This window comes from Arthrobacter sp. NamB2 (assembly GCF_005281365.1).
Classification (GTDB): domain Bacteria; phylum Actinomycetota; class Actinomycetes; order Actinomycetales; family Micrococcaceae; genus Arthrobacter_D.
The window spans coordinates 147,665-174,576 of sequence record NZ_SZWI01000007.1 but is presented as its reverse complement, the minus strand read 5'-3'; the positions used below and the strand labels follow the sequence as shown (position 1 = coordinate 174,576).

The window sequence follows — 26,912 nt, the reverse complement described above, 5'->3', positions numbered from 1 at the left end:
TTCCTGTTTCCGCCCGCGCTAAGTCCAGGGCGTCGGAAGGGCCGACGGGCCCCGGTGGGACCGGCTCGCCCCGGTCCTCAGCGGGCGGACGAGGCCAGCTGGAAGATCCGTGCCCGTCGCTGGGTCGCCTCCTCCAGCAGGGTCCGCTCCTCCGCGGCATAGTCGGCGTCGCGCCGCCCGCCCAGCATGCGCTGCCTCGTGTAGGCGATGCGCGCGCCCGTACGGATGAAGGCGCGCATGTCCTGTTTCGCGCCGACGGACTGTGCCCAGGCGAGCGCCTGCGAGCGTCCCGGGCGGGTAGCCAGCATGCGGACCTCTTCGGGCGTGAACCATCCTGCGCGGGCGTAGTCGCCGAGCCGCGCCTCGGTGAGCCGGCGCTCCGAGCGGCGGAGGAGCACGACGGCGATCACGGCGGCGATGAAGAGCGGCACCTGGACCACGAGGTAGAAGAGGAAGAAGTTGTGGAACAGCACGAGCGTTCCGCCGTTCCACAGCATGTGCCCCGCGATCGCGGGGACGAGTCCGAGGACGAAAGCCACGAGGATGCGGGCATTCCCGCCCCCGCGGCTCAGCGCGTAGCCGAGTACGAAACCGAGGAGCGACGTGAACATGACGTGGGCGAACGGGGAGAACAGGCCCCGGAGGATGAAGACGCTGACGAGGGCGCCAGCGTTGCCGGATTCGACGACGGCCGATCCGAAGTACAGGATGTTCTCGGTGAAGGCGAACCCTGCCGCCACCGTCCCGGCGTAGACGATCCCGTCGACGGGACCGTCGAAGTGGCTCCGTCGCGTGTAGACGAGGATCAGCACGCCGAGACCCTTGGCGAACTCCTCCACCAGCGGCGCCTGGAGCACCGGTCCGATCACGTCGGGCGGCGTCGTGCTCAGGGCGCTGCCGAGCAGTTCCACCACGTAGGTCCCGAGCAGCAGGGTGACGACGACCGAGGCCCCCGCACCCCAGAGGAACGCGAAGAGCAGGGCGCCGCGGGGCTCCGGGTCCCACCGGTCGATCCAGCGCAGGCCGAGCAGGCAGATGCCGAGGGGTACGAGGGCGAGGATTCCGCAGAGCAGGAAGGCGGACGGCCCCAGTGACAGGGAGAGCAGCAGGAGGACGCCCGCGACGACCAGCGCCGCGACGATGACCAGTATGACGTTGAGCACGCCCCGGCGCCGCGGAGGCGGCTGGTTCCAGACGGGCTGGAACGGATGACCGCTGGTGCGGGCGGGCGTCGGGTGGTGCTCCCGTGCTGTCGTGTGTCCCCACCAGCCCTGGTGCTGCTGCGGCTGGAAGTCGTTCGCCGGATGGTGTCCGAAGCCCTGTGCACTGTTCCACTGGGAGCCGCCCGGCCCCGTCCCCTGGTTGTTCATAGCCATGGTGCAACCCTAGGGGCAAGCGGCGCTGTGATAGTTTTGACGCTGCAACCAGCCTTTAAATTCCGTCCAGTGAGGCGGGGAAGGAGGAAGCGTGTTATGACTGTGCCTGCCCCGGATTCCGGCATCCACAAGCGCGTTGTTCTCGCAGAAGCAGATATCGACCGCGCTCTCACGCGTATCGCCCACGAGATCCTCGAGGCGAACAAGGGGTCCCGGGACCTCGTCCTCCTCGGCATTCCCCGCAGGGGCTTCCCCCTCGCGCAGCGGCTCGCCCAAAAGATCGCTGCCGTCGACGAAAGCGTCGATCCCGATCTCATCACCGGCCAGCTCGACGTCACGATGTACCGTGACGACCTCCGGCGCAATCCGACCCGTTCGCCGCTCGCGACGCAGCTGCCGCCGTCGGGCATCGACGACAAGGTGGTGGTGCTCGTCGACGACGTCCTCTATTCGGGGCGCACCATCCGGGCGGCGCTCGACGCGCTGGCGGACCTGGGGCGACCACGCATCGTCCGCCTGGCCGTCCTCGTGGACCGGGGCCATCGTGAGTTGCCGATCCGTGCCGACCACGTCGGCAAGAACCTGCCGACGTCGTCCCGCGAACGCGTGCGCGTCCACCTCGCGGAGATCGACCTGATCGGCGGTTCCGCGGTCAACGAGGTCGTCATCGAGGACCGTCCGTGAAGCACCTCCTCAGCACGCAGGACCTTTCGGCCCGGAACGCGCTGCGACTGCTGGACGTCGCCGAGGAGATGGCCGCGGTGGGCCAGCGGGAGATCAAGAAGCTGCCGGCCCTGCGCGGACGCACCGTCGTCAACCTGTTCTTCGAGGATTCCACCCGCACGCGCATCTCGTTCGAGGCCGCGGCGAAGCGACTGTCCGCGGACGTCATCAACTTCGCCGTCAAGGGTTCCTCGGTGTCGAAGGGTGAATCCCTGAAGGACACAGCGCAGACCCTCGAGGCGATGAGCGCGGACGCCGTCGTCATCCGCCACCCCGCGTCCGGCGCACCGGCGCGTCTGGCCGCATCGGGCTGGATCGACGCCGCCGTGGTCAATGCCGGTGACGGCACGCACGAGCACCCCACGCAGGCCCTGCTGGACGCCTTCACGCTCCGGCGCCACTGGGCGCGGCTTGGCGGGAACCCCTCCGCCGGCACCACCCTGGTAGGCATGAAGGTCCTGATCGTCGGCGACGTCCTGCATTCCCGGGTCGCACGCTCCAACGTCTGGCTCCTGACCACCCTCGGTGCGGAGGTGCTGCTCGCGGGCCCGCCCACACTGCTTCCGGTGGGAGTCGGATCCTGGCCCTGCACCGTGTACTACAACCTCGACGAGGCACTCGCGCAGCGGCCCGACGCCGTGATGATGCTTCGGCTTCAGGCCGAGCGCATGAACGCGGCGTTCTTCCCGTCGACGCGGGAGTACTCGCGACGCTGGGGGTTCGACGACGGGCGCCTCGCACTGCTCGACACGATGGGCCTGGACGACACCGTGATCATGCACCCCGGGCCGATGAACCGCGGGCTGGAAATCTCGTCCGCAGCGGCGGACTCCCCGCGCTCCACCGTCCTCGCACAGGTCCGTAACGGCGTATCCGTGCGCATGGCGGCGCTCTACCTCCTGCTCTCCGGCGACCATCACGACGAGCAGGACGACGAGCAGGACGACGCCAAGGACGACGCCACGGACGACGCCACCGACGTCCCCGCCGGCAACGGCACCCGAACCACGCCAGCCACCACCCGGGAAGGCACGCACCCGTGACCACCGACGCCAGCACGACCACCGAATACCTCATCCGGGGCGCCTCGATCCTCGGCGGCCCGAGCAAGGACATCCTCGTACGGGGCGGACGAATCGTCGCCCTCGGTCAGGACGCCGGGGCGTCCGCAGGGGCGACTGCAGTGGACGCCGAAGGGCTCGTCGCACTCCCAGGGATGGTGGACCTCCACACCCATCTTCGCGAGCCGGGCCGGGAGGACGCCGAGACGGTCGAGACCGGGTCCCGGGCTGCGGCTCTCGGAGGCTTCACCGCCGTGCACGCCATGGCCAACAGCTCGCCCGTGGCGGACACCGCAGGAGTGGTGGAGCAGGTGTACCGCCTGGGCCTGGCCTCGGGCTGGGTCGAGGTCCGGCCCGTGGGGGCGGTGACGGTGGGCCTCGGTGGGGAGCGCCTCGCCGAACTCGGCGCCATGGCGGAATCCAGGGCCGCCGTGCGCGTCTTCTCCGACGACGGCATCTGCGTCCATGATCCGGTCCTCATGCGCCGCGCCCTCGAATACGTCAAGGCGTTCGACGGCGTCATCGCCCAGCATGCCCAGGAGCCGCGGCTCACCGAGGGTGCGCAGATGAACGAGGGCGAGGTCTCCGCGGTGCTGGGGCTCACGGGGTGGCCGGCGGTCGCCGAGGAGAGCATCATCGCGCGCGACGTCCTGCTCGCACAGCACGTCGGGTCGCGGTTGCACGTCTGCCATGTCTCCACGGCCGGATCGGTCGAGATCATCCGCTGGGCAAAGGCTCGCGGCATCGACGTCACGGCCGAGGTCACGCCGCACCACCTGCTCCTGACCGACAAGCTCGTCCGCAGCTACGACCCGGTGTACAAGGTGAACCCGCCGCTACGCACCTCGGAGGACGTCCACGCCCTGCGCGAGGCGCTGGCCGACGGCACGATCGACGTCGTCGGTACCGACCACGCGCCCCACCCGAGCGAGCACAAGGAGTGCGAGTGGGCGCAGGCCGCGATGGGCATGACGGGCCTCGAGACCGCACTGTCCGTCGTGCAGCACACCATGGTGGAGACCGGCATGCTGGACTGGGAGGGCTTCGCCCGCGTCACCTCCGTGACCCCGGCCCGGATCGGGCGGCTCGAACACCAGGGCCGTCCTCTCGCGGCAGGCGAACCCGCGAATTTGATCCTCGTCGATCCGGCTGCACGCTGGACCGTCGACCCCTCCACGATGGCGACCAAGGGCCGCAACAGCCCGTTCCGCGGGCTGGAGCTGCCGGGCAGTGTCCAGGCCACCTTCTACGCCGGGCACCCGACCGTGCTCGACGGCCGCCTCGCCACGCCCCGTCCGGCTGCCCCCGGCGCCGCGCCGACGCAGGATGTGCCCGCATGGACTATCTAGGCTGGGTCGCCCTGACCCTGGGCATCATCGTCGTGATCATCGCCCTCATGGCGCTCGGCTGGCGCAACCGGTTGCGACGGCAGGGTCATGTCCCGGAGCCGCTCGCTCCGCCTGCCGACCCCGGCGCCGTCCTCTACGAGGCCGAGGGCCAGTACGTCGCTACGACGACGGCAGGGGACTGGCTCGATCGCATCGCGGTGCACGGGCTCGGCCTTCGCGGCAACGCCGTCGCCGTCGTGCACGCCGGCGGCGTCGTGTTCCGGCGCACAGGTGAACGCGCCGTCTACATCCCCCGCTCGGACCTCGTGTCGGTCCAGCTGGCCGGCGGGATGACGGGCAAGTTCGTCGAGAAGGAAGGCCTCGTCGTGATCACCTGGCTTCTCGGCACCGAGCGCGTCGACACGGGGTTCCGCACACGTCACGCAGCGCACAAGGCGCAGCTCGTCGCTGCCGTGGCGGCGCTCGTGCCGGCCGACGCCTCGCACCAGCCGAACGACACGACACATCACCGAACTCCACCCACACCCGAAGGTAGGGAACACCCGTGAGCGCTTCACCCAAGGCCCCCGTCCATCCGAAGGCACCCGCGGTGCTCGTGCTCGAGGACGGCCGGACCTTCCGCGGCCGTTCCTACGGCGCCGAGGGCACCGCGCTCGGCGAGGCGGTCTTCGCCACCGGCATGACCGGGTACCAGGAGACCATCACCGATCCCTCCTACGCCCGGCAGCTGGTGGTCCAGACGGCACCGCACATCGGGAACACCGGGGTCAACGCGGACGATGCCGAGTCCCGGCGCATCTGGGTCGCGGGCTACATCATCCGCGACGCCGCGCGCCGACCGTCGAACTGGCGATCCGAGCAGAGCCTCGACGACCAGCTGCGCGAGCAGGGCGTCGTCGGCATCGAGGGCGTCGACACGCGCGCCGTCACCCGCCACCTCAGGGAGCGCGGAGCGATGCGTGCCGGTATCTTCTCCGGGGCGGACGCGTCCCTGTCCGCCGACCAGCTGGTCGAGAAGGTCGTTGCGCAGCCGTCCATGGCCGGCTCCCGCCTCGCAGAGGAGGTCAGCATCGGCGAGGCATACGTCGTCGAGCCCGCTGACCACGGTTGGACCGGCGGGACGGTGGCCACCATCGCGGCCCTGGACCTCGGCATCAAGGCCATGACCCCGAAGCACTTCGCCCAGCGCGGCGTGCGGACCGTCGTCCTGCCCGCCGGGGCGACGTTCGACGACGTCGCCGCGGTACGGCCCGACGGCGTGTTCATGTCCAACGGACCGGGCGACCCGGCGACCGCCGATGCCCAGGTGGAGCTGCTGCGCCGCGTGCTCGACGAGAGGATGCCGTTCTTCGGCATCTGCTTCGGGAACCAGATCCTGGGACGCGCTCTCGGCTTCGGCACCTACAAGCTCCGCTACGGGCACCGCGGCATCAACCAGCCCGTCCTGGACCGACGAACCGGCAAGGTCGAGATCACGTCCCAGAACCACGGGTTCGCCGTCGACGCGCCGCTGGACGGCCCCGTCGAGGCTCCGGCCGGCGGCTACGGCCGCGTCGAGGTCAGCCACGTGAGCCTGAACGACGACGTCGTCGAGGGGCTGGCGTGCCTTGACCTCCCGGCGTTCTCCGTCCAGTACCACCCCGAGGCCGCTGCTGGCCCCCACGACTCCGCGTACCTCTTCGACCGCTTCATCGACCTGATGCTCGCCGAGAAGCAGAACCCGGGCGCTGGCGACGTCGTCGCAGCCTCCGCGCTCGACGCCGGCTCGGAGTCGGAAGCGCTGGCGGATGCAGCCGCAGCGGAACTGGGCACGCACGGATCCAAGGTGACGGGCACGCAGCCCCGCCACGGCACGACACAACTGAGCAGCACAACGCAGGAAGAGAACTGATGCCCCGCAGAACCGACCTCACAAGCGTCCTGGTCATCGGCTCCGGGCCGATCGTCATCGGACAGGCCGCCGAATTCGACTACTCGGGTACCCAGGCGCTGCGCGTCCTGCGCGAGGAGGGCCTGCGGGTCATCCTCGTGAACTCAAACCCGGCGACGATCATGACCGATCCCGAGTTCGCCGATGCGACCTACGTGGAGCCGATCACGCCCGACGTCGTCGCCAAGATCATCGAGAAGGAGCGCCCGGACGCGCTGCTGCCGACCCTCGGCGGGCAGACGGCGCTGAACACCGCGATCGCCCTCGACAAGAACGGCGTGCTGGACAAGTTCGGCGTCGAGCTCATCGGCGCGAACATCGCCGCGATCGAGCTCGGCGAGGACCGCGAGAAGTTCAAGGGCGTCGTCGAGCGGTGCGGGGCCGAATCAGCCCGCTCCGCCATCATCCACACCATCGACGAGGCCCTCGTGGCCGCGGAGGACCTCGGCTACCCCATGGTGGTCCGTCCGTCCTTCACCATGGGCGGTCTCGGCTCCGGTCTCGCGTACACCGAGCAGGACCTGCGCCGCATCGTCGGGCAGGGCCTTCAGTACAGCCCCACGAGCGAGGTCCTCCTCGAGGAGAGCATCCTCGGGTGGAAGGAGTACGAGCTCGAGATGATGCGCGACAAGAACGACAACGTCGTGGTCGTCTGCTCCATCGAGAACTTTGATCCCGTGGGCGTGCACACCGGAGACTCCATCACGGTGGCGCCCGCCCTCACGCTCACCGACCGCGAGTACCAGCGCCTGCGCGACATCTCCATCGCCGTCATCCGCGAGGTCGGCGTCGATACCGGCGGCTGCAACATCCAGTTCGCCGTCGAGCCGGGCACGGGCCGCGTCGTCGTCATCGAGATGAACCCGCGTGTCTCGCGGTCCTCGGCGCTCGCGTCCAAGGCCACCGGCTTCGCGATCGCGAAGATCGCCACGAAGCTCTCCCTCGGCTACACGCTGGACGAGATCCCGAACGACATCACGCTGAAGACGCCGGCTTCGTTCGAGCCGACGCTCGACTACGTGGTCGTCAAGGTGCCGCGGTTCGCGTTCGAGAAGTTCCCCGCGGCGGACCCGACCCTCACAACCACCATGAAGTCCGTGGGTGAGGCCATGGCGATGGGCCGCAACTTCACCGAAGCCCTGCAGAAGGCGCTGCGTTCGCTCGAGCAGAAGGGCTCCCAGCTGTCCTTCGCGCCCGTGGGAGCGGACGAGGTCGACGCCCTGGTCGAGGCCGCGAAGCGCCCGACCACCGAGCGGCTCTCGCAGGTCCAGCGCGCCCTGCTCGGCGGGGCAAGCGTGGAGCGCCTGTACGAGGCGACCGGCATCGACCCCTGGTTCCTCGATCAGCTCGTCCTGCTGAACGAGATCGCGGAGGAGGTGCGCTCGGCGCCGAACCTGACGGAGGACGTGCTGCGGCTCGCCAAGCGGCACGGGTTCTCGGACGAGCAGATCGGTTCTCTGACCTCCACTCCCGATGCCGTCGTGCGCGGGGTGCGGCACGCCCTCGGCATCCGGCCGGTGTACAAGACGGTGGACACCTGTGCCGCCGAGTTCGCCGCCTACACGCCGTACCACTACTCGTCCTACGACGAGGAGGACGAGGTGGAGCAGCACGAGAAGCCGTCGATCATCATCCTCGGTTCCGGTCCCAACCGGATCGGCCAGGGCATTGAGTTCGACTACTCGTGCGTCCACGCCACCATGGCACTGCGTGAGGCCGGTTACGAGACCGTCATGATCAACTGCAACCCCGAGACGGTCTCCACCGACTACGACATCTCGACGCGCCTGTACTTCGAGCCGCTGACGCTCGAGGACGTCCTGGAGGTCATCGCGGCGGAGCAGCGCACCGGCGGCGTCCTCGGCGTGTTCGTGCAGCTCGGCGGGCAGACGCCGCTCAAGCTGGCCCAGGAGCTGGCAGACGCCGGGATCCCGATCCTCGGCACCTCGCCCGAGGCCATCGACCTCGCGGAGCACCGCGGCGCTTTCAGCCGGGTACTGGACGCCGGCGGGCTCATCGCACCGAAGAACGGCACCGCGGTGTCCTTCGAGGATGCGAAGAGGATCGCGGACGAGATCGGCTATCCCGTGCTCGTCCGTCCGTCGTACGTGCTCGGCGGACGCGGCATGGAGATCGTGTACGACGAGGCGAACCTCTCGCGGTACATCGCGAACGCGACGGAGATCACCGAGGCCCACCCCGTGCTGATCGACCGATTCCTCGAGGATGCCATCGAGATCGACGTCGACGCGCTGTACGACGGCACGGAGATGTATCTCGGCGGCATCATGGAGCACATCGAGGAGGCCGGTATCCACTCGGGTGACTCCGCGTGCGTGCTGCCCCCCATCACCCTCGGAGCCGACGTCCTGCAGCGCGTCCGCGAGGCTACCCTCGCCATCGCCGAGGGCGTAGGCGTGCGCGGACTCATCAACATCCAGTTCGCCCTCGCCTCCGACGTCCTGTACGTCCTCGAGGCGAACCCCAGGGCCTCACGCACGGTGCCCTTCGTCTCGAAGGCCACGGGTGTGCAGCTCGCCAAGGGTGCGGCGCTCATCGGAACCGGCGTCACCATCGCGGAGCTCCGGGGCGAGCGCGGTCTGCTGCCGGCGCGGGGCGACGGCGGATCCCTTCCGCTGGATGCACCGGTCTCCGTCAAGGAGGCAGTCCTGCCGTTCAGCCGCTTCCGCACGCCGGAGGGCACCGTGGTCGACTCGCTGCTCGGCCCTGAGATGCGGTCCACCGGCGAGGTGATGGGTATCGACAAGTACTTCGATACGGCATTCGCGAAGAGCCAGGCCGCGGCGAACGCCGCCCTGCCCATTCAGGGCAAGGTCTTCGTCTCGGTGGCGAACCGTGACAAGCGATCCATCATCATGCCGGTGAAGCGACTCGTGGACCTGGGCTTCGAGATCGTCTCCACCGGGGGAACCGCCGATGTGCTCCGTCGCAACGGCATCCACGCCACGACCGTGCGCAAGGTAGCCGAAGGAGCCGGCGCGGCAGGCGAGGGCACCGTCGTGGACCTCATCACCGAGGGCGGTATCGACATGATCATCAACACCCCCTCGGGCGGACAGGCCCGCGGGGACGGGTACGAGATCCGTGCGGCAGCGACGTCCTACGGGCTGCCCGTCATCACGACCATCCCCGAGGTGGGCGCAGCGGTCCAGGCCATCGAGGCCATGCGCTCCTACGAGTGGTCCGTGACGAGCCTCCAGGAACACGCCGCGAACCTGCGTGCGTCCACGGAAGCCCGCGATGCCTCCTGAGGCCGGCTCCGCTCCCCGTGCACCATTCGGGGAGCGGCTCGCCGCGGCACGCGCGTCGAAAGGCAGCCTGTGCGTCGGCATCGACCCGCATCCCAACCTGCTCAGCGCATGGGGGCTCCAGGACTCGGCCGCCGGGCTCGAGCACTTCTCGCTCGCGGTGCTCGACGCCGTCGGCCCCGTCGCAGCGGCCGTCAAGCCGCAGGTGGCGCTGTACGAGCGGCACGGTGCCCGTGGACTGGCGGCCCTCGAAGCGTTGCTCGCGCGTGCAGCCGATGCGGGGCTCCTGACGATCGCGGACGCCAAGCGGGGCGACATCGGATCCACGATGCAGGCCTACGCGGACGCGTGGCTGGGGGAGGGCAGCCCCCTCGCGGCCGACGCAGTCACCCTGAATCCGTACCTGGGCTTCGAGTCACTTCGGCCTGCCATCGACCTCGCTGCCGCGATGGGACGAGGCGTGTTCGTCCTCGCACTGACCTCGAACCCCGAAGGCCGGTCGGTGCAGCACGTCGGTGGCGCCGAGTCCGTTGCGCGGTCGATCGCCCGTGCCGCCGCCGCCGAGAACGCGGGCGAGGTACCGGGGCATGTCGGGCTCGTCGTCGGAGCGACCATCGGTGACGCCGCGCAGCGGCTGGGCCTCGATCTGCCCACCCTCAACGGGCCCATCCTGGCTCCGGGCGTGGGCGCGCAGGGAGCGGGCGCGGCTGAGCTGAGGTCGGCCTTCGGCGAGGCACTGCCGTTCGTGCTGCCGACGTCGAGCCGCGCCGTGCTTGCGGCCGGGCCCGAACCCGTCGCCCTGCGCGTCGCCGCCGAGCGGTCGCGGGACGAGCTGGCATGACGCTGCGGGTGCATTGATTTTGCAGCCCTGCGCCCGGTAGGTTCGGATCCAGCCGATCACCCACCCGCAGGGACCGTGCCGAGATCCTTGACCCATTCATACGACGAGCGGTCGTCGCCATCCGTGGCGCGATCCAGCGCAGGGAGCACCAGTGAGTCTGAAGCCATTGACGGATGTCGAACGAACCCAGGCCCGCGAGAAGGCGACGGCGGCGCGGACGGTGCGGGCGGACATCAAGTCCAGGCTGAAGACCGGTAAGCTTTCGGTTGCGGAGGTCATCGAGAACCCCGAGGGGGACGACGCCGTGGGCCGGCTCAAGGTCCTGGACCTCCTCAAGGCACTGCCCGGCGTGGGGGACGTCCGTGCGGCAGCCATCATGGCGGAGGTGGGCATCGCCGCGACGCGTCGCGTACGCGGTCTCGGCATCCACCAGCGCAAGGCACTCGTCGCGTACCTGGAACAACATCATTCTGGCCCGGCCAGCAAGTAAGGAATTCTTTGTGTCACAGCCCCGGCTGACAGTCCTCGCAGGCCCGACGGCGGTCGGCAAGGGCACCGTCTCGACCTATATCCGGGACAACTACCCGGACGTGTGGCTCTCCGTCTCGGCGACCACCCGCCCGCCGCGCCCTGGCGAGGTGCACGGGGTGCACTACTTCTTCGTGTCCTCGGACGAGTTCGACCAGCTCATCGCCGAGGGCCAGCTGCTGGAGTGGGCCGTGGTCCACGGCCGCAATCGCTACGGGACGCTCCGCAGTACCGTCCAGGCCGCGATGGACGAGGGGCGGACCGTCCTGTTGGAGATCGATCTGCAGGGCGCGCGGCAGGTCAAGGAGACCATGCCCGAGGCGAACTTCGTCTTCCTTGCTCCTCCGAGCTGGGAGGAAATGGTGCGCCGGCTCGTGGGCCGCGGTACCGAAACACCGGAGGAACAGCAGCAACGGCTGGAAACCGCTAAACTGGAACTTGCCGCCGAGCCGGAATTCAACCACACCGTCGTCAACGACACCGTGGAGCATGCGGCAGACGAGCTCGTATCACTGATGGGACTGCGCCCGCTGCAGCGCTGACAAGCCCTGTAGCAGCCGTTCCGCCTAATATTTGGAGAATCTGTGTCAACTCAGCCCGAAGGCATCATCAACCCGCCGATCGACTCTCTGCTGGAGGCCTCGGACTCGAAGTACGCCCTCGTGATCTACGGTGCCAAGCGCGCCCGCCAGATCAACGCGTACTACTCGCAGCTCCACGAGGGCCTTTTCGAGTACGTCGGTCCGCTCGTCGACACGAAGCTGAACGAAAAGCCGCTCTCCATCGCACTGCGCGAGATCAACGAGGGCATGCTCGTGTCATCGCCCATGGAACAGTCCGAATAGTACAGCGGACACCAGGCAACCCGTGCGCATAGTACTCGGGGTCGGAGGAGGGATCGCAGCCTACAAGGCAGCATCCCTCCTCCGTCTTTTCAAGGAGTCCGGACATGACGTCACGGTCATCCCGACGGACGCGGCCACGCGCTTCGTCGGGACGGCCACCTGGGAGGCTCTCTCGGGCAACCCCGTGAGCAACAGCGTCTGGGACGACGTCGACAAGGTGAACCACGTGCGGTTGGGCCATGAGGCGGATCTCATCGTCGTCGCCCCCGCGACTGCCGACGTCATGGCCCGCGCAGCTGCGGGGCTGGCGAACGACCTCCTGACCGGTACGCTCCTCATGGCTCATGGCCCCGTCGTGATGGCGCCCGCCATGCACACCGAAATGTGGCAGCATGCTGCCACGCGGGCCAATGTCGAGACCCTCCGCGAGCGCGGCGTCACGATCATCGAGCCGGCGTCCGGCCGGCTCACCGGTGCGGACTCCGGTCCGGGCAGGCTGCCGGAACCGGAGGACATCTTCGCTGCTGCGATGGCCGTCGCCGCACGCCGTGGCGGTCCCGGCAGCCTCCAGGGGAAGCGCGTGACGATCTCCGCCGGAGGGACCCGCGAAGCGCTCGATCCCGTGCGCTTCCTCGGTAACCGGTCCTCGGGCAAGCAGGGTATGGCCCTCGCGGAAGCGGCGCTGGCCGAGGGCGCGCACGTGACCCTCGTCCTCGCGCATGCAGAGGTGGCGCCACCGGCCGGCTGCGACGTCGTCCGGGTCGAATCGGCGCTTCAGCTGCGCGACGCCGTACTCGGGGAGCTTCCCACCACGGACGTGCTCGTCATGGCGGCCGCGGTCGCCGATTTCCGTCCGGCCGAGGTGGTCGCCACCAAGATCAAGAAGGACGACGACGGCAACGATCCCGTGATCACGCTGGTCCGCAACCCGGATGTGCTCCGCGAAGCGGTGCTCTCCCGCGAAGGGAGAGCCGAGCCACTGGTCATCGTGGGGTTCGCGGCCGAGACGGGGGACGCGACGGCGAACCCCCTCACGCATGCCCGCGCGAAGCTGGCACGCAAGGGCTGCGATCTCCTGGTGCTCAATGTCGTCGGTGCGGACCGCGTGTTCGGCGAGGACGCGAACGAGGTCACCCTCCTCGGCGCCGACGGCTTCGAATCCGCACTTGTCCGGGGATCCAAGCGAGCCGTCGCGGACGCCGTGATCGATCACGCGGCGAAGCTGCTGGTCCGCTGAGAACCGGTCCCGGAACAGGTCCGGGGTCCCTGCCGGTCACGCGGTGTCACGCCGCGTCGCACGACGTCGTCGGGCGCCTCCGTCCGGGAGCTCCCGCCGGACTGTCCTCCCGACCAAGTAGAGTGAGCACGTGAATTCTCCCAGCACCGATTCCCCCTTGCGCCTCTTCACCTCGGAATCCGTGACCGAGGGGCACCCGGACAAGATCTGCGACCAGATCAGCGATGCCATCCTCGACGGGCTCCTCGAGCAGGACCCCGAGTCCCGTGTCGCGGTCGAGACGCTCGTGACCACCGGACTCGTGCACGTCGCCGGCGAGGTCACCACGGAGGCGTACGTCGAGATCCCGGACATCGTCCGCAAGACGATCCTCGGCATCGGTTACGACTCCTCGGCCAACGGGTTCGACGGAGCACGCTGTGGCGTCTCCGTGTCCATCGGTCAGCAGAGTGCGGAGATCGCCTCGGGGGTGTTCACGTCCCTGGAGACCCGCGAGGGTACGGGCGTGGACCCGTACGACGCGCAGGGCGCCGGCGACCAGGGCATCATGTTCGGCTATGCGTCCGACGAGACGTCCGTGTTCATGCCGACTCCCATCTGGCTCTCGCACCGACTCTCGGAGCGCCTGACCTCGGTCCGCAAGGACGGAACCCTCCCGTACCTGCGTCCTGACGGGAAGACCCAGGTCACCATCGGGTACGACGGCGACCGTCCGGTGTCCATCGATTCCGTCGTCATCTCGTCCCAGCACTCCGCCGAGGTATCGCTGGAAGAACTCCGTGCGGATCTCGTGGCGCACGTCATCACACCAGTGCTGGCGGAGTCGGAGCTCGACACCTCGGGTGTCCGGCACATCCTGAACCCGGGCGGCGCCTTCGTGATCGGTGGCCCCGTCGGGGATGCGGGCCTGACCGGCCGCAAGATCATCGTCGATACGTACGGCGGAATGGCGCGCCACGGCGGTGGAGCCTTCAGCGGCAAGGATCCGTCGAAGGTGGACCGCTCTGCCGCCTATGCCATGCGCTGGGTCGCGAAGAACGTCGTCGCAGCCGGACTGGCGCGCCGTGCGGAAATCCAGATCGCATACGCCATCGGGATGGCGCAGCCCGTCGGGATCTACGTCGAGACCTTCGGCACCGAGACCGTCGATCCGCAATCCATCGGCACGGCCATCCGTGAGATCTTCGACCTCCGGCCCCTCGGCATCATCAACGCGCTCGACCTCAAACGGCCGATCTACCAGCGCACGGCCGCGCACGGCCACTTCGGCCGCGAGGAGGACAGCTTCACCTGGGAGCGCACCGACCGCGTGGACAAGCTTCGGAGCTACTTCAACGCCTGAGGCGGGAGGAACGGCCCCCGCATCCCGGAGGCTGCAGCATCATGACGGAGACGAAGCACGACACGACCGGCTCGAGCGGGCAGCTCTCCCTGTTGCACGGTTTCGGCGCCGCCAAGCTGCCCCAGGCCGATCCGGAGCGGGCGGCGTCCCTGCCCGTCGCCCGCGTCATCCTGGACGCCCAGTTGCCGCACCTCGACCGGTTCTTCGACTATGCGGTGCCCGCGGACATGGACGCGGAAGCTCAGCCCGGCGTCCGGGTCAAGGTGCGCTTCGCCGGTCGTGAGCACTCCGGGTTCCTGACCCAGCGGGTAGCGGAGGCCAGTACGACGGCGACGCTCCTGCCGTTGGGAAAGATCGTCTCGCCCCAGCAGGTGCTGGCCCCCGAGATCCTCGCCCTTGCGACTGCTGTTGCCGGTCGGTCGGTCGGAACGGTGAGCGATGTGCTGCGCTCGGCCGTGCCTCCGCGGATGGCTCGGGTCGAGGCCGAATTCGTCGCGCGGTCCGTTGCAGCGACAGCCGCTCCCTCGCCGGCCCCCGACCAGTTGCCACCCGGGCCTGCCGCGGGTCGGGTCCTTCCCGGGGGGAGTGCCGCCGTGGCTGGGGCGCCGTCCCCCTCGGGCAGCTTCCGCCGCTACCCGAACGGCCCCGCCTACCTCCAGCATCTCCGGGCGGGGGAGTCTCCGCGGGCGGTCCTCACGAGCCTCGGAGGGTTCGGCAGCATGGCGTGGACGGAGGAGATCGCGGATGCCGTGGCGGAAGCGTCCGCGTCCGGGCGCGGCTCCGTCGTCGTCGTCCCGGACCAGCGCGATCTCGCGCGCGTCGAGGCGGCGCTCATCAGGAGACTCGGTGCTCCGGCGGTGGCACGGCTGACGGCGGAGGACGGAGCGACGCCGCGCTACCGTAACTTCCTGCGGATCCTGCACGGCGAGGCGACGGTCGCCGTCGGTACCCGGTCCGCGGCGTATGCGCCGGTGCGCGATCTCGGACTCATCTGCGTCTGGGACGACGGCGACGACCAGCACCTGGAACAGCGCGCACCCTACCAGCACGTCCGCGACGTGGCGCTGCTCCGAGCGGAGCAGGAGGGGGCGGCGATGCTGCTCTCGTCGTTCGCCCGCAGCACCGAAGCCCAGCGGCTCGTCGACACGGGGTGGGCGCACGCCATCCAGGCCGACCGCACGGAAGTGCGCCGGGCCACGGCCCGCGTCGTGCACGCCGCTGATGCCTACCAGATGGAACGGGACCCGCTCGCCGCACAGGCGCGGATCCCGCATGCCGCCTGGGCGGCGGCGCAGGCCGGCCTGAAGCGCGGACCGGTCCTGCTGCAGGTTGCGCGCACCGGATTCTCTCCCGCTCTGGCCTGCGACCGGTGCCGCCATCCGGCGCGCTGCTCCGTGTGCGCGGGACCGTTGGCACAGGCGGGCCGGAACGCCCCTCTGACGTGCCGGTGGTGCGCACGCCCGGACAACCACTGGTCATGCGCGGAGTGTGGTGGTACCAGGGTTCGTGCAACCGTCGCAGGCGCCACCCGGACCGCGGAGGAACTGGGCAGGGCGTTTCCCGGTGTACCGGTGGTCTCCTCCGCAGGTGAGCACATCGTCGACACCGTGAAGGATGCGCCCGCCGTCGTCGTAGCGACCCCGGGCGCCGAGCCTGTCGCGCCAGGAGGGTACGCCGCGGTGATCCTGCTCGATGGCAACGCGCTCCTGAGCCGCGAGTCGCTGCGCGCGGGAGAGGACGCACTGCGTCGCTGGTTCTCCGCCGCTATCCTCGCGAGGCCGTCGTCGGAGGGCGGTACCGTGGTGATCACGGGCGACGACGACGTCGCGGTGGGGCACCTCGTCCGCTGGGATGCGGCCGGAGCCGCTTCGCGCGAACTCGCCGCGCGACACGAGCTCGGCCTTCCACCGGCCGTGAGGTACGCGGTGCTGACCGGTAGCCGCGAAGCGCTCAAGCACTTCCTCGAAGGGGTCGACCTCGAGGGCGCGGCCCGCGTCGTCGGGCCAGCGGCCGTGCCCCCCGACATACGACGGGGTGCCCTGCTCGCAGCGCGTGCAGGTGCGGAGGCCAGGCGCCCGAGCGACCGGACCGGTCCGGCATCCACGGACGCCCTGGCTGGGCACGGCAGCCACCGCGTGCTCCTGTTCTTCCCCTACCGCGCCGCCGCGGGCATCACGCGGCAGCTGAGGGCCCGCCGGGCCGCACTGTCCGCCAAGCGCACGGGAGAGCCTGTCCACATCAGGCTCGATGCGCTGGACGTCCTGTAGCTGTCTCCGTTCAGCGCCTGCCCGCGTCCGAAGCGGGGCGACCCCAGCCGTCCGAGTCGATCTCAATGACAAGCGGCGCCGAGGCGCTGATGCCGCGGTAGCGCAACGCCTCCTCGACCGCGGGTGAGGGCGCGGCGACCACGAACGTCTCACCGCGGTACAGATCGGCCGTCTCGTCGACGAGTGACACGACCGATCGGCTGTCACGGGCCGTGAACCGCCGGGCGATCCTCAGGTCCTTCAGCCACGGCGGAGGGTCCGCGGCTTCGTCGAGCAGCACCGCCGTCGCGGGGCACTGGAGATCCGCCATTCAGGCCCTCCCCTGAGCGCCCGCACGGCGACGGCGTCGCCGCCCGTGCTCCGCGATCGCGCGCTCGCATGCCAGCCGGAGCTGTCCGGCGGACGTAGCCCACGAATAGGTGGATGCCCGTTCGAGCCCTGCGGCGGACGCCTCGGCCCACCGGGCCGGATCCTCCAGCGCGAGGACAGCCGCCGCCACGGCGGCGGGGTCGTTCGGGTCCACGAACAGGGCTGCCTTCCCGCCGACCTCGCGGAAGATCGGGATGTCGCTGGCGACGACCGGCGTACCCGTGGCCATCGCCTCGATGATGGGCAGCCCGTAGCCCTCGGCCCTGGACAGCGTGACGAGAGCCGTGCAGTCGGCGAGGAGGTCCTCGTACTCGGCGTCCGAGACACCGCCGTGGAAGACCACCCGCCCGTCCGCGGGTGCGAACGCCGTGAGTTCTGCCTGGCGTTCCGGCGCGATGCGGCTCAGCAGGTGGAGCGTGTGGCCGGGGAGCAGGGCCATCGCGCGGACGAGTGTCTCGACGTTCTTGTACGGCATGAACGAGCCCATGTAGAGCAGGGACGACGACCTCGGCGCCTCCGGATCGCGGCGGCGCCCGGTCGGCTGGGGCGCGTTGCCCACGAGCATGACCGGACGATGCGTGAGCCGGTGCTTCCGGATCAGAGCGGCCGTGGTGTCGGAGATGGTGGCGACGACGTCCGCCCGGTTGAGCAGCAGTCGCTGCGGCCAGTAGGCGAGGTGGTAGAGCCTCCAGAGGAGGCGGACCGGCAGTGGGAGGAACGACGGCGGAGTCGGGTTCTGGTAGTAGATGAGGTCGTGGAGCGTGAGGATCAGCGGGTAGCGGCGCCCCGCTGATCCCATGGTCTGCATGGGGGACACGACAACGTCGGGCTTCATCCGGTTGATGCGCCGCGCCACGAATACTTCCGCGGGGGAGAGCGGGCTGTTGATCAGCACGGAGGGCACCTCGGGCAGGAGTGCGAGCTGACGGGGATCGCTGATCAGCATCACGACGTCGTCCGTCTCGGCGAGCGCGGCGATCAGGCTCGCTCCGTATCGGCTGATGCCGTCGTGGTGGTCGGTACGTGTGAAGCGGGCATCGAACAGGATCTTCATGCGGGTGTGGTCTCCAGGAACGTCTCGATGAGGCGTGCCGCCTCGCGCGGCTTCTCGTAGTGGACGAGGTGCCCCACATCGGGCAGGACCTCGAGGACGGAGTCGGGCACCAGGGCCGCGAGCTCGCGCTGGCTCGCGACGGAGCCGATGTCATCCTTCTCTGCCGCGATGAGCAGTACGGGCATCGTGAGTTCCTGCGCCCGGTCCCTGACCGTGCCGGAAATCGAGGCGCGGAACGCCTCGAGCACCACGCGGCGGCTGGCGAAGGAACTGAAGTAGGCGTCATGCTGGCCGTGGATCCATCGGCGCAACGCTCGGTCTTTCGTCTTGGCCATGAAGACGCTCATGGCGCGCACGATCAGCGGATGCGCGAGGAGTGCGCGGCCCGCGGCTTCGGGGAGGCGATCGGCCGCGACGTAGTACCCTTCGGCGACACGGGAAGCTGTGCGGCTCGGCCCCTCGAGCGCGGGCGCGCTGATGGGATTGACGAGCACGAGGACGGACGCGAGGTCCGGGGCGAGCGCAGCTGCCTCGGCCGCCACGATCGAGCCGAAGGAATGACCGAGCAGCACGCGCGGCTCCGGCGCGAGCTTCCGCAGGCAGTCCGAGATGAACCGGGCGTAGGTGGACACATCGTGCGTGCCGGGCAGTTCCTGCCCCTGGCCGAAGCCCGGGAGATCGGGGAGGATCACCCTGTGACGGGGTAGTTCCTCGACCAGGCGCAGCAGGCCGTGATGGTCACCCCGGAAGCCGTGCACCATGGTGATCGTCGTCGTCGCCATACCGTCGCCGGATCCGGCCACCGCCGGGAAGTCCCAGACCCGCTGGAGCGTACCCTCCCAGTTCAGGTTCCGTAGAACAGCCTGCCGCATCAGCCCACCCTGTCCGGGTGCGAGCCGAATCGCTGGTCGCGGTCCAGCGTGTCGAGGACCCCGAGCTGTGCGTCGTCCAGCGTGAACCCGAACACGTCGAGGTTCGACGCGATCCGTTCGGGGGAGCTGGCCTTGGGGATCGTCAGGATGCCGTGCTGGAGATGCCACCGGAGAACCACCTGCGCGGGTGTGCGGCCAAGGTCCGCTGCGATGCGGCCGATGTCCGGGTCGAGGAGGACGTTGCCCCGTCCGAGCGGGCTCCACGCCTGCGTGGCGATGCCATGCTCCTCATGGAAGGAGCGGAGCTCGTGCTGCTGCAGGTAGGGGTGCAGTTCGACCTGGTTGAGGACCGGTGCGACGCCGGTCTCGGTGAGCAGGCGCTCGAGGTGAAGCTGCTGGAAGTTGGAGACGCCGATGGACCGGACACGGCCCTCGTCGCGAAGCCGAACGAGCGCCCGCCACGTCTCGACGTACAGGTCCCTGGAGGCGCAGGGCCAGTGGATGAGGTAGAAGTCGAGCTGGTCGAGCCCGAGCCGGTCCATGCTCGCGTCGAAGGCGCGGAGAGTGGCGTCGTAGCCGTGGTCGTCGTTCCATACCTTCGAGGTGACGGAGAGGTCGGACCGGTCGCCCGCCTCGAGATAGGCCCGGGCAGCGGCGCCGACACCGCCCTCGTTGCCGTACAGGGCCGCGGTGTCGAGCAGCCGGTACCCGGCCTCGAGCGCCGTCGAGCAGAGACGGGCGGTGTCCGCGGGGGGAACCTTGTAGACCCCGTACCCGACGACGTCGATCGAGGTGCCGTCAGCGAGCGCGGTGCGGGGAACGGAGGAGCTCATGAGGGAACTCTACCGAGGACTGCTGACCGGGCCGCCGTGGTCCCTTCGCGGGGGCGCCCCGACATCGGGGCCGACGCGTCGAGCACATCCGTGGGTGAGACCAGAATCGAAGCTGTGGTGCCTGTCTGCTGGACTCAGGCCGGCCGCAGTGCTGTCTCGGTGCGGAGCGCGGGGCAATGCTCGGGGGTGGGGTGGAGCGAAATCTCGATGACCCGATCAAGCTGGGCTCGCGCCTTCTCGAGCTCGGCCATGCTCTCGGTGATGCGATCGCGCTCCCGTCGGAGCAGGGCGAGCGCCTCTTCGCTCGCCTCACCGGTGTCGACGCACGGGAGCAGCTCGACGATCGTGCGGCTGGCGAGTCCCGCCGCGAAGAGCTGCTGGATCAGGTGGACCCGCTCGATCGCCCGCTCCTCGTACACGCGCTGGCCTCGTGCCGTGCGCTCGGCGGTCAGCAGGCCCTGCTCCTCGTAGTACCGAAGCGCCCGGGTGCTGACTCCGGTCTGCTCGGCGATGTCGCCGATGCGCATGAGAGCTCCTCGTCCTGACGGGCAGACTTGCCCTTGACGTCAACGTGAGGTCCTAGCGTAGCCGAAGAGGTCGAGCACAAGGCCCGACCGCGAGAATGGAGAACACCCCCATGGACATCACCGATCAGGTCGCCCTCGTCACAGGAGCCAACCGCGGCATCGGCCGCCGTTTCGTCGACGAGCTCCTCGCCCGCGGCGCCCGCAAGGTCTACGCCACGGCACGGCGCACCGACTCTGCAGAGGCGCGTGAGCTCGCTGCCCTCGACCGCGTCGAGGTACTTTCGCTCGACATCACCGACCACGCCTCGGTGGTCGCTGCTGCGAGGACGGCCACCGACGTCACGCTGCTGATCAACAATGCCGGCATCTCCACCGCGACACCTCTCGTCACGGGAGACCTCGACGTCATTCGCCGCGAGATGGACACCCACTTCTGGGGCACCCTGGACATGATCCGGGAGTTCGCTCCGACGCTCGCGGCGGCAGGAGGCGGCGCTGTCGTCAACGTCCTGTCTGCTCTGTCGTGGTTCTCCTTCCCCGGTAACGGAGCCTACGCAGCCGCGAAGGCGGCCGAGTGGAATATGACAAATGGCGTGCGCCTCGACCTCGCGGCGCAGGGCACCCTCGTGCAGGGTGTCCACCTCGGGGCGGCGGACACCGACATCATGGCCGGTTACGACGGCCCGATGATCGATCCCGCGGTCGTGCCTCGCGCCTCCTTCGACGGCCTGGCCGCGGGTGCGATCGAAGTCGTCGTCGACGAGTGGAGTTCGATGGTCAAGGCCTCCCTCGCTCATGACCCCGCCGCCCTCTACGCGCAGATCGCACCTGCCGCCTGACGTTCGGCAGCAACCGGCGAGCGCGGCTCACTCCCTTCCGATCCTTCGGTCGGTCAGCGGGGGAGGGGTGCCCGTCTGGTTCATTCGACGCCGTGGTCAGACCGACGAATGAACCAGGCGGCGAGCCGATCCCTCATCCAGGATGAGGTCTGTCGCGAGTTCCGCGGCGAGTGCGCCACGCAGGCCGTTGATCTTCGATTCGCCGGAGACGACGCAGATGCGCCTCCGTACCTTGCCCAGTTCCTGGAGATCCGGTCCGGTACTGCGCTCGTTCAGCAGGATGTCGCGGTGGGAGCCGTCGGCGCGGAAGAACATGGTGGCGACGTCGCCCACCACCTCGTCGCGCGCCAGCGTCTCGAGATCCTCGCTGTCGAGGTATCCGCCGCTGTAGACGTGACTGGGGATACCGGCCCCGATGGAGCCGACGCCGAAGATCGCCATGGTCATGCGACGCTGCAGGTCGAGGATCCTCCGGACACTGCGTTCCTCCCACATCGCCGTCTTGGTCGCGGCATGGTCGAAGAAAGCCGGCACAGGGAACTGCTCGACGCGGGCCCCATAGGCCTGCCCGAACCGGCGGAGGATCTCGCTCGCATAGGTGATACCGGTGGTCTGGGTGTTGCCGGCGCCGTTGAGTTGGACCACCGTGCTGTCGTGGGTCTGCTTGCGGGTGAGGTGATGGCTCACCGCGCTGAGGGTCGACCCCCACGCGACGCCGATGATCGCGTTCGAGTCGACGAGCGGTCCGATGGTCCGCGCGGCCTGGATCGCGACGCGGTCCAGCACCTCGGAGTCGCTGATGCCGTCCGCGACGGGCACCACGTGGGCCTCGACCCCGAAGCGGCGCCGGATCTGCTGCTCGAGCGCCGGCGCGCGCTCCGAGGGGTTGTTCACCTGGATCTGCACCAGACCCGTCTCCCGGGCCAGCGAGAGGAGACGGGACACAGTGGATCGCGACGTCCGCAGTTCACGAGCGATCGCATTCATGGTCAGGTCCTGCAGGTAGTACATCTGTGCTGCCCGCAGGGCGTCCCGCGAACGATTGCCCTGGGCAGGGGGACCGGGATCCCGGTCGCCGGCCCCACTCGTCGTCGTCATCCCGCAAGTCTGGTCCTCGAATGCACGTTTGTGCAATCCGGTTGACTGCTATTCCCAGCGCTCCAAGAATTGAGGTGCAGCAACCATTCCAAAAACATTGAGGTTACGGAGTAGTACCTTGAGCATTCCAGCCGACCGGACCACCGGTGAAGGCACAACAACGTCGACCCGCACCGCGGTGCAGGAGCTCAGGGACAAGCCCCGGGCGTCCGTCCTCATCATCGGTGGAGGTATCAATGGGGTCGGGACCTTCCGTGACCTCGCGCTGCAGGGTGTCGACGTAGCACTCGTCGAGCGCGGCGACTACTGCCAGGGAGCGTCGGGGGCGTCGTCCCACATGATCCACGGCGGCATCCGCTACCTCGAGAACGGCGAGTTCCGCCTCGTCCGCGAGTCCGTCATCGAGCGCAACGCCCTGATGAAGATCGCTCCGCACTACGTGAAGCCCCTCCAGACGACGATCCCGATCTACACGACGTTCTCGGGCATCCTCTCCGCTCCCATGCGCTTCCTTACGCACCGTCAGGGCAAGCAGGTCGAGCGCGGTGCCGTGCTCATCAAGGCCGGGCTCACCATGTACGACTTCTTCTCGCGCGACGGCGGCAACGTGCCCCGCCACTCCTTCGTGGGCCGCAAGAAGGCGCTCGCGGCGATGCCGCACCTCCGCAAGGACGTCAAGTATGCGGCCACCTACTTCGACGCCTCCGTGCACAACCCCGAACGCCTTACGCTCGATGTGCTGCGCGACGGCCACGTCGCCAACCCGGACGTCCGCGCGGCCAACTACGTCAGCGCCATCGGCAACAGCGACGACGGCGTCGTCCTGCGCGATGAGCTCTCGGGCGAGACATTCACGTTCCAGGCCGACGTCGTCGTCAATGCGACCGGAGCCTGGACCGACGGCACCAACGCCGTCCTCGGATCCGAGACCCGCTTCATGGGCGGCACCAAGGGTTCGCACATCGTGCTCGACCACCGGGAGTTGCTCGAGGCGTGCAACGGCACGGAGATCTTCTTCGAGCACGTCGACGGCCGCATCGTCCTGATCTATCCCATGGGGGACCGCGTCCTCGTCGGCACCACCGACATCGACGTCGACATCAATGAGCAGGCGGTGTGCACCGACGAGGAGATCGAGTACTTCTTCGAGCTGATCGGACACGTCTTCCCGGATATCAAGGTCTCCCAGGACGACATCGTCTACAGCTTCTCGGGCGTCCGTCCCCTGCCGCGGCACGACGACACGCAGCCCGGGTTCGTCTCGCGTGACTACCGCATCGAGAAGCGCGAGGAGACAGTCGGCGGTCGTCCGGTCACGACCCTGAGCCTGGTCGGCGGCAAGTGGACGACCTTCCGCGCCCTGTCCGAGCACCTTGCCGATGACACCCTGGCAGCCCTGGGAGTTCCGCGCAGGACGTCGACCGCGGGAGTCGCCATCGGCGGTGGCAAGGACTTCCCGAAGGACGCCGCCGCCGAGCGCGCCTGGATCGAGCAGGCTGTCCGCCCCGGCTTCGACGAGGCCCGTGTGGCTGTCCTGCTGACGCGCTACGGGACACGCGCGAAAGACGTCCTCGAATACCTTGCCGAAGGCCCGGACAGGCTGTTGAATTCGACCAAGGAGCTGAGCACGCGAGAGCTCGCCTATATGGTCGAGCACGAGCAGATCGGTCACCTGATCGACGTCCTGATCCGCCGTACGTCACTTGCATTCCGGGGACTCGTCACCGAGGAGCTGCTCGCAGAGCTCGCCGAGACCCTTGCTCCGCTTCTGGGCTGGAGCGCAGCGGACTCGGCAGCGGAGATCGAGTTGGCCGAGAAGGTCCTCGCCGATGCTCACCGGGTGCAGGTCAAGAGCCTGACCGCGTAGCGGCACCCGCCGCAACGGGTCGAACCGCTGTTCCAGCGGTGCAGTGCCAACGGCAGTGGTTGCCGGGGGGGAACCAACGGGTGCCGTCGAGGCGGCGGCACCCGCGATAAGTGAATAGATAGAGGAGTCAAAGATGTCTCTGGAAGTATTCGTCGCCGAGATGTTCGGCACAATGCTGCTGCTGTTGCTCGGAACGGGTGTGGTCGCGAATGTCGCGCTCGCCAAGACCAAGGGTAATAATGGCGGCTTTCTCATGGTCAACTTCGGCTGGGGCCTCGCGGTCTTCGCCGGCGTCTACGTCGCAGCCCTCTCGGGCGCACACCTGAATTTCGCGGTCACCGTCGGTCTCTGGGTGAACGGCGACACCGACCAGTTCGCGTCGGGTGTCGACAAGAACTTCGTCAATGCCCTGGCCTACCTTGCCGCCCAGATGATCGGTTCGATCCTCGGAGCCGTCCTGTGCTGGCTCTCCTACAAGCAGCATTTCGACGAGGAGCCGGATCCCGCCAACAAGCTGGGCGTCTTCTCCACGGGTCCCGCCATTCGTTCCTACGGCTGGAACCTCGTCACCGAGATCATCGGTACGTTCGTGCTCGTCTTCGTGATCCTGTCCTTCGGGAACACGCCGTCCGGCCTCGGCCCCCTCGCCGTCGCGCTCCTCGTCGTCGGTATCGGTGCCTCGCTCGGTGGTCCCACCGGCTATGCCATCAACCCGAACCGCGACCTCGGCCCACGTATCGCCCACGCCCTGCTGCCCATCAAGGGCAAGGGCAGCAGCGACTGGGGCTATGCGTGGGTACCGATCGTCGGACCGATCATCGGCGGCATCCTGGCAGGCATAGTCATCCAGTTCATCTCTTTCCCGCCGGCGGCCTAGTCAACCACCTCGAGCGGCCCTCAGCCGCGCCACTTTTTCACGTCGTCATCCAATGAAGGAGTAAGACATGTCGCAGCAGTACGTCATCGCCATCGACCAGGGCACCACCTCCAGCAGGGCCATCGTGTTCGACCACAAGGGCGACATCGTGTCGTCCGGTCAGAAGGAGCACGAGCAGATCTTCCCGAAGGCCGGCTGGGTGGAGCACGACCCCGCCGAGATCTGGGACAACACACGTGAGGTCATCGGCACGGCGCTCTCGAAGGCGAATCTCACTCGCCACGACATCGCCGCCGTCGGTATCACCAACCAGCGCGAGACCGCCGTCGTCTGGGACAAGACGACCGGCAAGGCCGTCTACAACGCGATCGTGTGGCAGGACACCCGGACGCAGAACATCGTGGATGAGCTCGCGCAGGACGGCGGCGTCGAGCGGTACAAGGCGAAGGTCGGCCTGCCGCTGGCAACCTACTTCTCGGGTACGAAGATCAAGTGGATCCTCGACAACGTCGAGGGAGCCCGCGAGAAGGCCGAAGCCGGCGATCTCCTCTTCGGCAACACAGATTCGTGGGTCACCTGGAACCTCACGGGCGGCACCGACGGCGGCGTGCACATCACCGATGTCACCAACGCTTCCCGCACACTGTTCATGGATCTCGAGACGCTGTCGTGGGACGAGGGTATCCTCGCCGACTTCGGGGTCCCTGTGTCGATGTTGCCGGAGATCCGCTCCTCGTCGGAGGTCTACGGCACCGTCCACACCTCCCAGCTCCTGCGCGAGACGCCCGTCGCCGGCATCCTCGGCGACCAGCAGGCTGCGACGTTCGGACAGGCCGCGTTCGACAAGGGCGGTGCGAAGAACACCTACGGCACGGGCAACTTCATGATCGTGAACACCGGCGAAGAAATCGTCCACTCGAAGAACGGCCTGCTGACGACGGTCTGCTACCGGCTCGGGGACGCCAAGCCGGTCTACGCGCTCGAAGGTTCGATCGCCGTCACCGGATCACTCGTGCAGTGGCTCCGGGACAACCTCGGGATCATCAAGAGTGCTCCGGAGGTCGAGCAGCTCGCCACGACGGTCGAGGACAACGGCGGCGTCTACATCGTGCCTGCGTTCTCCGGTCTCTTCGCGCCGTACTGGCGCTCGGATGCCCGGGGTGCCATCGTCGGCCTCACGCGGTTCGTGAACAAGGGACACATCGCCCGAGCGGCACTGGAGGCCACCGCCTTCCAGACCCGCGAGGTCCTCGACGCTGCCAACGCGGACTCCGGTGTCAACATGGAGGACCTCAGGGTCGACGGCGGCATGGTCGCCAATGACGCCCTGATGCAGTTCCAGGCCGACATCCTCGGAATCCCGGTCATCCGACCGAAGGTCACGGAGACCACGGCGCTCGGCGCAGCCTACGCCGCGGGCCTCGCTGTCGGCTTCTGGAAGGACACGGATGAACTCGCGACCAACTGGGCGGAGGACAAGCGCTGGAATCCGTCCATGGACGACGCCGAGCGCGAGCGCCAGCTCCGCCTCTGGAAGAAGGCCGTGACGAAGACCTTCGACTGGGTGGACGAGGACGTCCGCTAGTCGGGACGAGCTCGGTCAGGGCGCACCCGGTTCCCACGAACCCGGTGCGCCCTGCACACGCTGGGCAGGGACGGGCGGCCCGCAGAGCACACTGCTAAAGTGGACCCATGCTCCGCACCCTCCTCCTTACCTAGCCGCACGGTATCCACCGTGCGGCGGCCCCTCTTTGTGAGGGGCTTTTGTGTGTCCGGCCCCGGACACACGGAGGTGCCCCCGAGGGCGG

At 68.6% G+C, this 26,912-nt stretch carries 24 protein-coding genes; 17 read left to right on the top strand and 7 right to left on the bottom strand.

The annotated features are described in order from the left end of the window. Positions 1-77 precede the first annotated feature (77 nt). On the bottom strand, positions 78-1,376 hold the full coding sequence (locus FDK12_RS13120) for a PrsW family intramembrane metalloprotease (RefSeq protein ID WP_137369971.1): 1,299 nt from the start codon (positions 1,374-1,376) through the stop codon (positions 78-80). A 96-nt stretch (positions 1,377-1,472) separates the two neighbouring features. On the opposite strand from FDK12_RS13120, the gene pyrR reads away from it, so the two are divergent. From pyrR to FDK12_RS13055, 13 genes are all read left to right on the top strand, one after another. Then, positions 1,473-2,060, top strand: a complete 588-nt coding sequence (pyrR, locus tag FDK12_RS13115; RefSeq protein ID WP_104118870.1) for a bifunctional pyr operon transcriptional regulator/uracil phosphoribosyltransferase PyrR — start codon at positions 1,473-1,475, stop codon at positions 2,058-2,060. After that, the gene (locus FDK12_RS13110; protein ID WP_137369970.1) at positions 2,057-3,142 is read left to right on the top strand and encodes an aspartate carbamoyltransferase catalytic subunit; all 1,086 of its coding nucleotides are present in this window, start codon (positions 2,057-2,059) and stop codon (positions 3,140-3,142) included. Before pyrR ends, FDK12_RS13110 begins: the two co-directional genes overlap by 4 nt. After that, the gene (locus FDK12_RS13105; protein WP_137369969.1) at positions 3,139-4,509 is read left to right on the top strand and encodes a dihydroorotase; all 1,371 of its coding nucleotides are present in this window, start codon (positions 3,139-3,141) and stop codon (positions 4,507-4,509) included. The genes FDK12_RS13110 and FDK12_RS13105 overlap by 4 nt, the downstream gene beginning before the upstream one ends. After that, a complete protein-coding gene (locus FDK12_RS13100) occupies positions 4,497-5,057 on the top strand; it encodes a hypothetical protein (protein WP_223263269.1) in 561 nt (186 codons plus the stop codon). Before FDK12_RS13105 ends, FDK12_RS13100 begins: the two co-directional genes overlap by 13 nt. Further along, the gene (gene carA, locus FDK12_RS13095) at positions 5,054-6,400 is read left to right on the top strand and encodes a glutamine-hydrolyzing carbamoyl-phosphate synthase small subunit (RefSeq protein WP_137369968.1); all 1,347 of its coding nucleotides are present in this window, start codon (positions 5,054-5,056) and stop codon (positions 6,398-6,400) included. The genes FDK12_RS13100 and carA overlap by 4 nt, the downstream gene beginning before the upstream one ends. Then, positions 6,400-9,711 (top strand): carbamoyl-phosphate synthase large subunit, encoded by a 3,312-nt coding sequence (gene carB / locus FDK12_RS13090; RefSeq protein ID WP_137369967.1) that lies wholly within the window; start codon positions 6,400-6,402, stop codon positions 9,709-9,711. The genes carA and carB overlap by 1 nt, the downstream gene beginning before the upstream one ends. After that, positions 9,701-10,549: an orotidine-5'-phosphate decarboxylase gene (gene pyrF / locus FDK12_RS13085; RefSeq protein WP_137369966.1), complete on the top strand. Its 849-nt coding sequence runs from the start codon at positions 9,701-9,703 to the stop codon at positions 10,547-10,549. The genes carB and pyrF overlap by 11 nt, the downstream gene beginning before the upstream one ends. 151 nt (positions 10,550-10,700) lie before the next feature. Then, positions 10,701-11,039 carry an integration host factor, actinobacterial type gene (gene mihF, locus FDK12_RS13080; RefSeq protein ID WP_104118864.1) on the top strand — a complete coding sequence of 113 codons (339 nt, stop codon included), beginning with the start codon at positions 10,701-10,703 and terminating at the stop codon, positions 11,037-11,039. A 10-nt stretch (positions 11,040-11,049) separates the two neighbouring features. Continuing rightward, positions 11,050-11,619, top strand: coding sequence for a guanylate kinase (gmk, locus tag FDK12_RS13075; RefSeq protein WP_104118863.1), 570 nt, complete (start codon positions 11,050-11,052; stop codon positions 11,617-11,619). Positions 11,620-11,661: 42 nt separating this feature from the next. Next, positions 11,662-11,922 (top strand): DNA-directed RNA polymerase subunit omega, encoded by a 261-nt coding sequence (gene rpoZ / locus FDK12_RS13070; RefSeq protein WP_055771293.1) that lies wholly within the window; start codon positions 11,662-11,664, stop codon positions 11,920-11,922. Positions 11,923-11,944: 22 nt separating this feature from the next. Then, complete coding sequence (coaBC, locus tag FDK12_RS13065) at positions 11,945-13,159, top strand: bifunctional phosphopantothenoylcysteine decarboxylase/phosphopantothenate--cysteine ligase CoaBC (protein WP_137369965.1); 1,215 nt, start codon at positions 11,945-11,947, stop codon at positions 13,157-13,159. A 130-nt stretch (positions 13,160-13,289) separates the two neighbouring features. Continuing rightward, positions 13,290-14,501, top strand: coding sequence for a methionine adenosyltransferase (gene metK, locus FDK12_RS13060; protein ID WP_137369964.1), 1,212 nt, complete (start codon positions 13,290-13,292; stop codon positions 14,499-14,501). A 41-nt stretch (positions 14,502-14,542) separates the two neighbouring features. Then, entirely contained in the window at positions 14,543-16,768 is a 2,226-nt protein-coding gene (locus FDK12_RS13055) for a primosomal protein N' (protein WP_137369963.1), read from the top strand. A 10-nt stretch (positions 16,769-16,778) separates the two neighbouring features. On the opposite strand, the gene FDK12_RS13050 is transcribed toward FDK12_RS13055, so the two are convergent. The 5 genes from FDK12_RS13050 to FDK12_RS13030 all read right to left on the bottom strand — a co-directional run bounded on the left by FDK12_RS13050 (position 16,779) and on the right by FDK12_RS13030 (position 20,423). Continuing rightward, complete coding sequence (locus FDK12_RS13050) at positions 16,779-17,078, bottom strand: hypothetical protein (protein ID WP_137369962.1); 300 nt, start codon at positions 17,076-17,078, stop codon at positions 16,779-16,781. Beyond that, on the bottom strand, positions 17,079-18,191 hold the full coding sequence (locus FDK12_RS13045) for a glycosyltransferase family 4 protein (RefSeq protein ID WP_137369961.1): 1,113 nt from the start codon (positions 18,189-18,191) through the stop codon (positions 17,079-17,081). Beyond that, on the bottom strand, positions 18,188-19,063 hold the full coding sequence (locus tag FDK12_RS13040) for an alpha/beta fold hydrolase (RefSeq protein ID WP_137369960.1): 876 nt from the start codon (positions 19,061-19,063) through the stop codon (positions 18,188-18,190). The genes FDK12_RS13045 and FDK12_RS13040 overlap by 4 nt, the downstream gene beginning before the upstream one ends. After that, entirely contained in the window at positions 19,063-19,896 is an 834-nt protein-coding gene (locus FDK12_RS13035) for an aldo/keto reductase (protein WP_137369959.1), read from the bottom strand. Before FDK12_RS13035 ends, FDK12_RS13040 begins: the two co-directional genes overlap by 1 nt. Before the next feature lie 134 nt (positions 19,897-20,030). Further along, entirely contained in the window at positions 20,031-20,423 is a 393-nt protein-coding gene (locus FDK12_RS13030) for a MerR family transcriptional regulator (RefSeq protein ID WP_137369958.1), read from the bottom strand. 110 nt (positions 20,424-20,533) lie between these two features. On the opposite strand from FDK12_RS13030, the gene FDK12_RS13025 reads away from it, so the two are divergent. Then, positions 20,534-21,262, top strand: coding sequence for an SDR family oxidoreductase (locus FDK12_RS13025; protein WP_137369957.1), 729 nt, complete (start codon positions 20,534-20,536; stop codon positions 21,260-21,262). A gap of 96 nt (positions 21,263-21,358) precedes the next feature. Here the strand turns inward: FDK12_RS13025 and FDK12_RS13020 are convergent, their stop codons facing one another. Then, entirely contained in the window at positions 21,359-22,360 is a 1,002-nt protein-coding gene (locus tag FDK12_RS13020) for a sugar-binding transcriptional regulator (protein ID WP_137369956.1), read from the bottom strand. A gap of 124 nt (positions 22,361-22,484) precedes the next feature. On the opposite strand from FDK12_RS13020, the gene FDK12_RS13015 reads away from it, so the two are divergent. The 3 genes from FDK12_RS13015 to glpK all read left to right on the top strand — a co-directional run bounded on the left by FDK12_RS13015 (position 22,485) and on the right by glpK (position 26,689). Next, on the top strand, positions 22,485-24,227 hold the full coding sequence (locus FDK12_RS13015) for a glycerol-3-phosphate dehydrogenase/oxidase (protein WP_189636346.1): 1,743 nt from the start codon (positions 22,485-22,487) through the stop codon (positions 24,225-24,227). Positions 24,228-24,360: 133 nt separating this feature from the next. After that, the gene (locus FDK12_RS13010; protein ID WP_137369955.1) at positions 24,361-25,104 is read left to right on the top strand and encodes an MIP/aquaporin family protein; all 744 of its coding nucleotides are present in this window, start codon (positions 24,361-24,363) and stop codon (positions 25,102-25,104) included. Positions 25,105-25,171: 67 nt separating this feature from the next. After that, positions 25,172-26,689 (top strand): glycerol kinase GlpK, encoded by a 1,518-nt coding sequence (gene glpK / locus FDK12_RS13005; RefSeq protein ID WP_104118851.1) that lies wholly within the window; start codon positions 25,172-25,174, stop codon positions 26,687-26,689. Positions 26,690-26,912 lie beyond the last annotated feature (223 nt).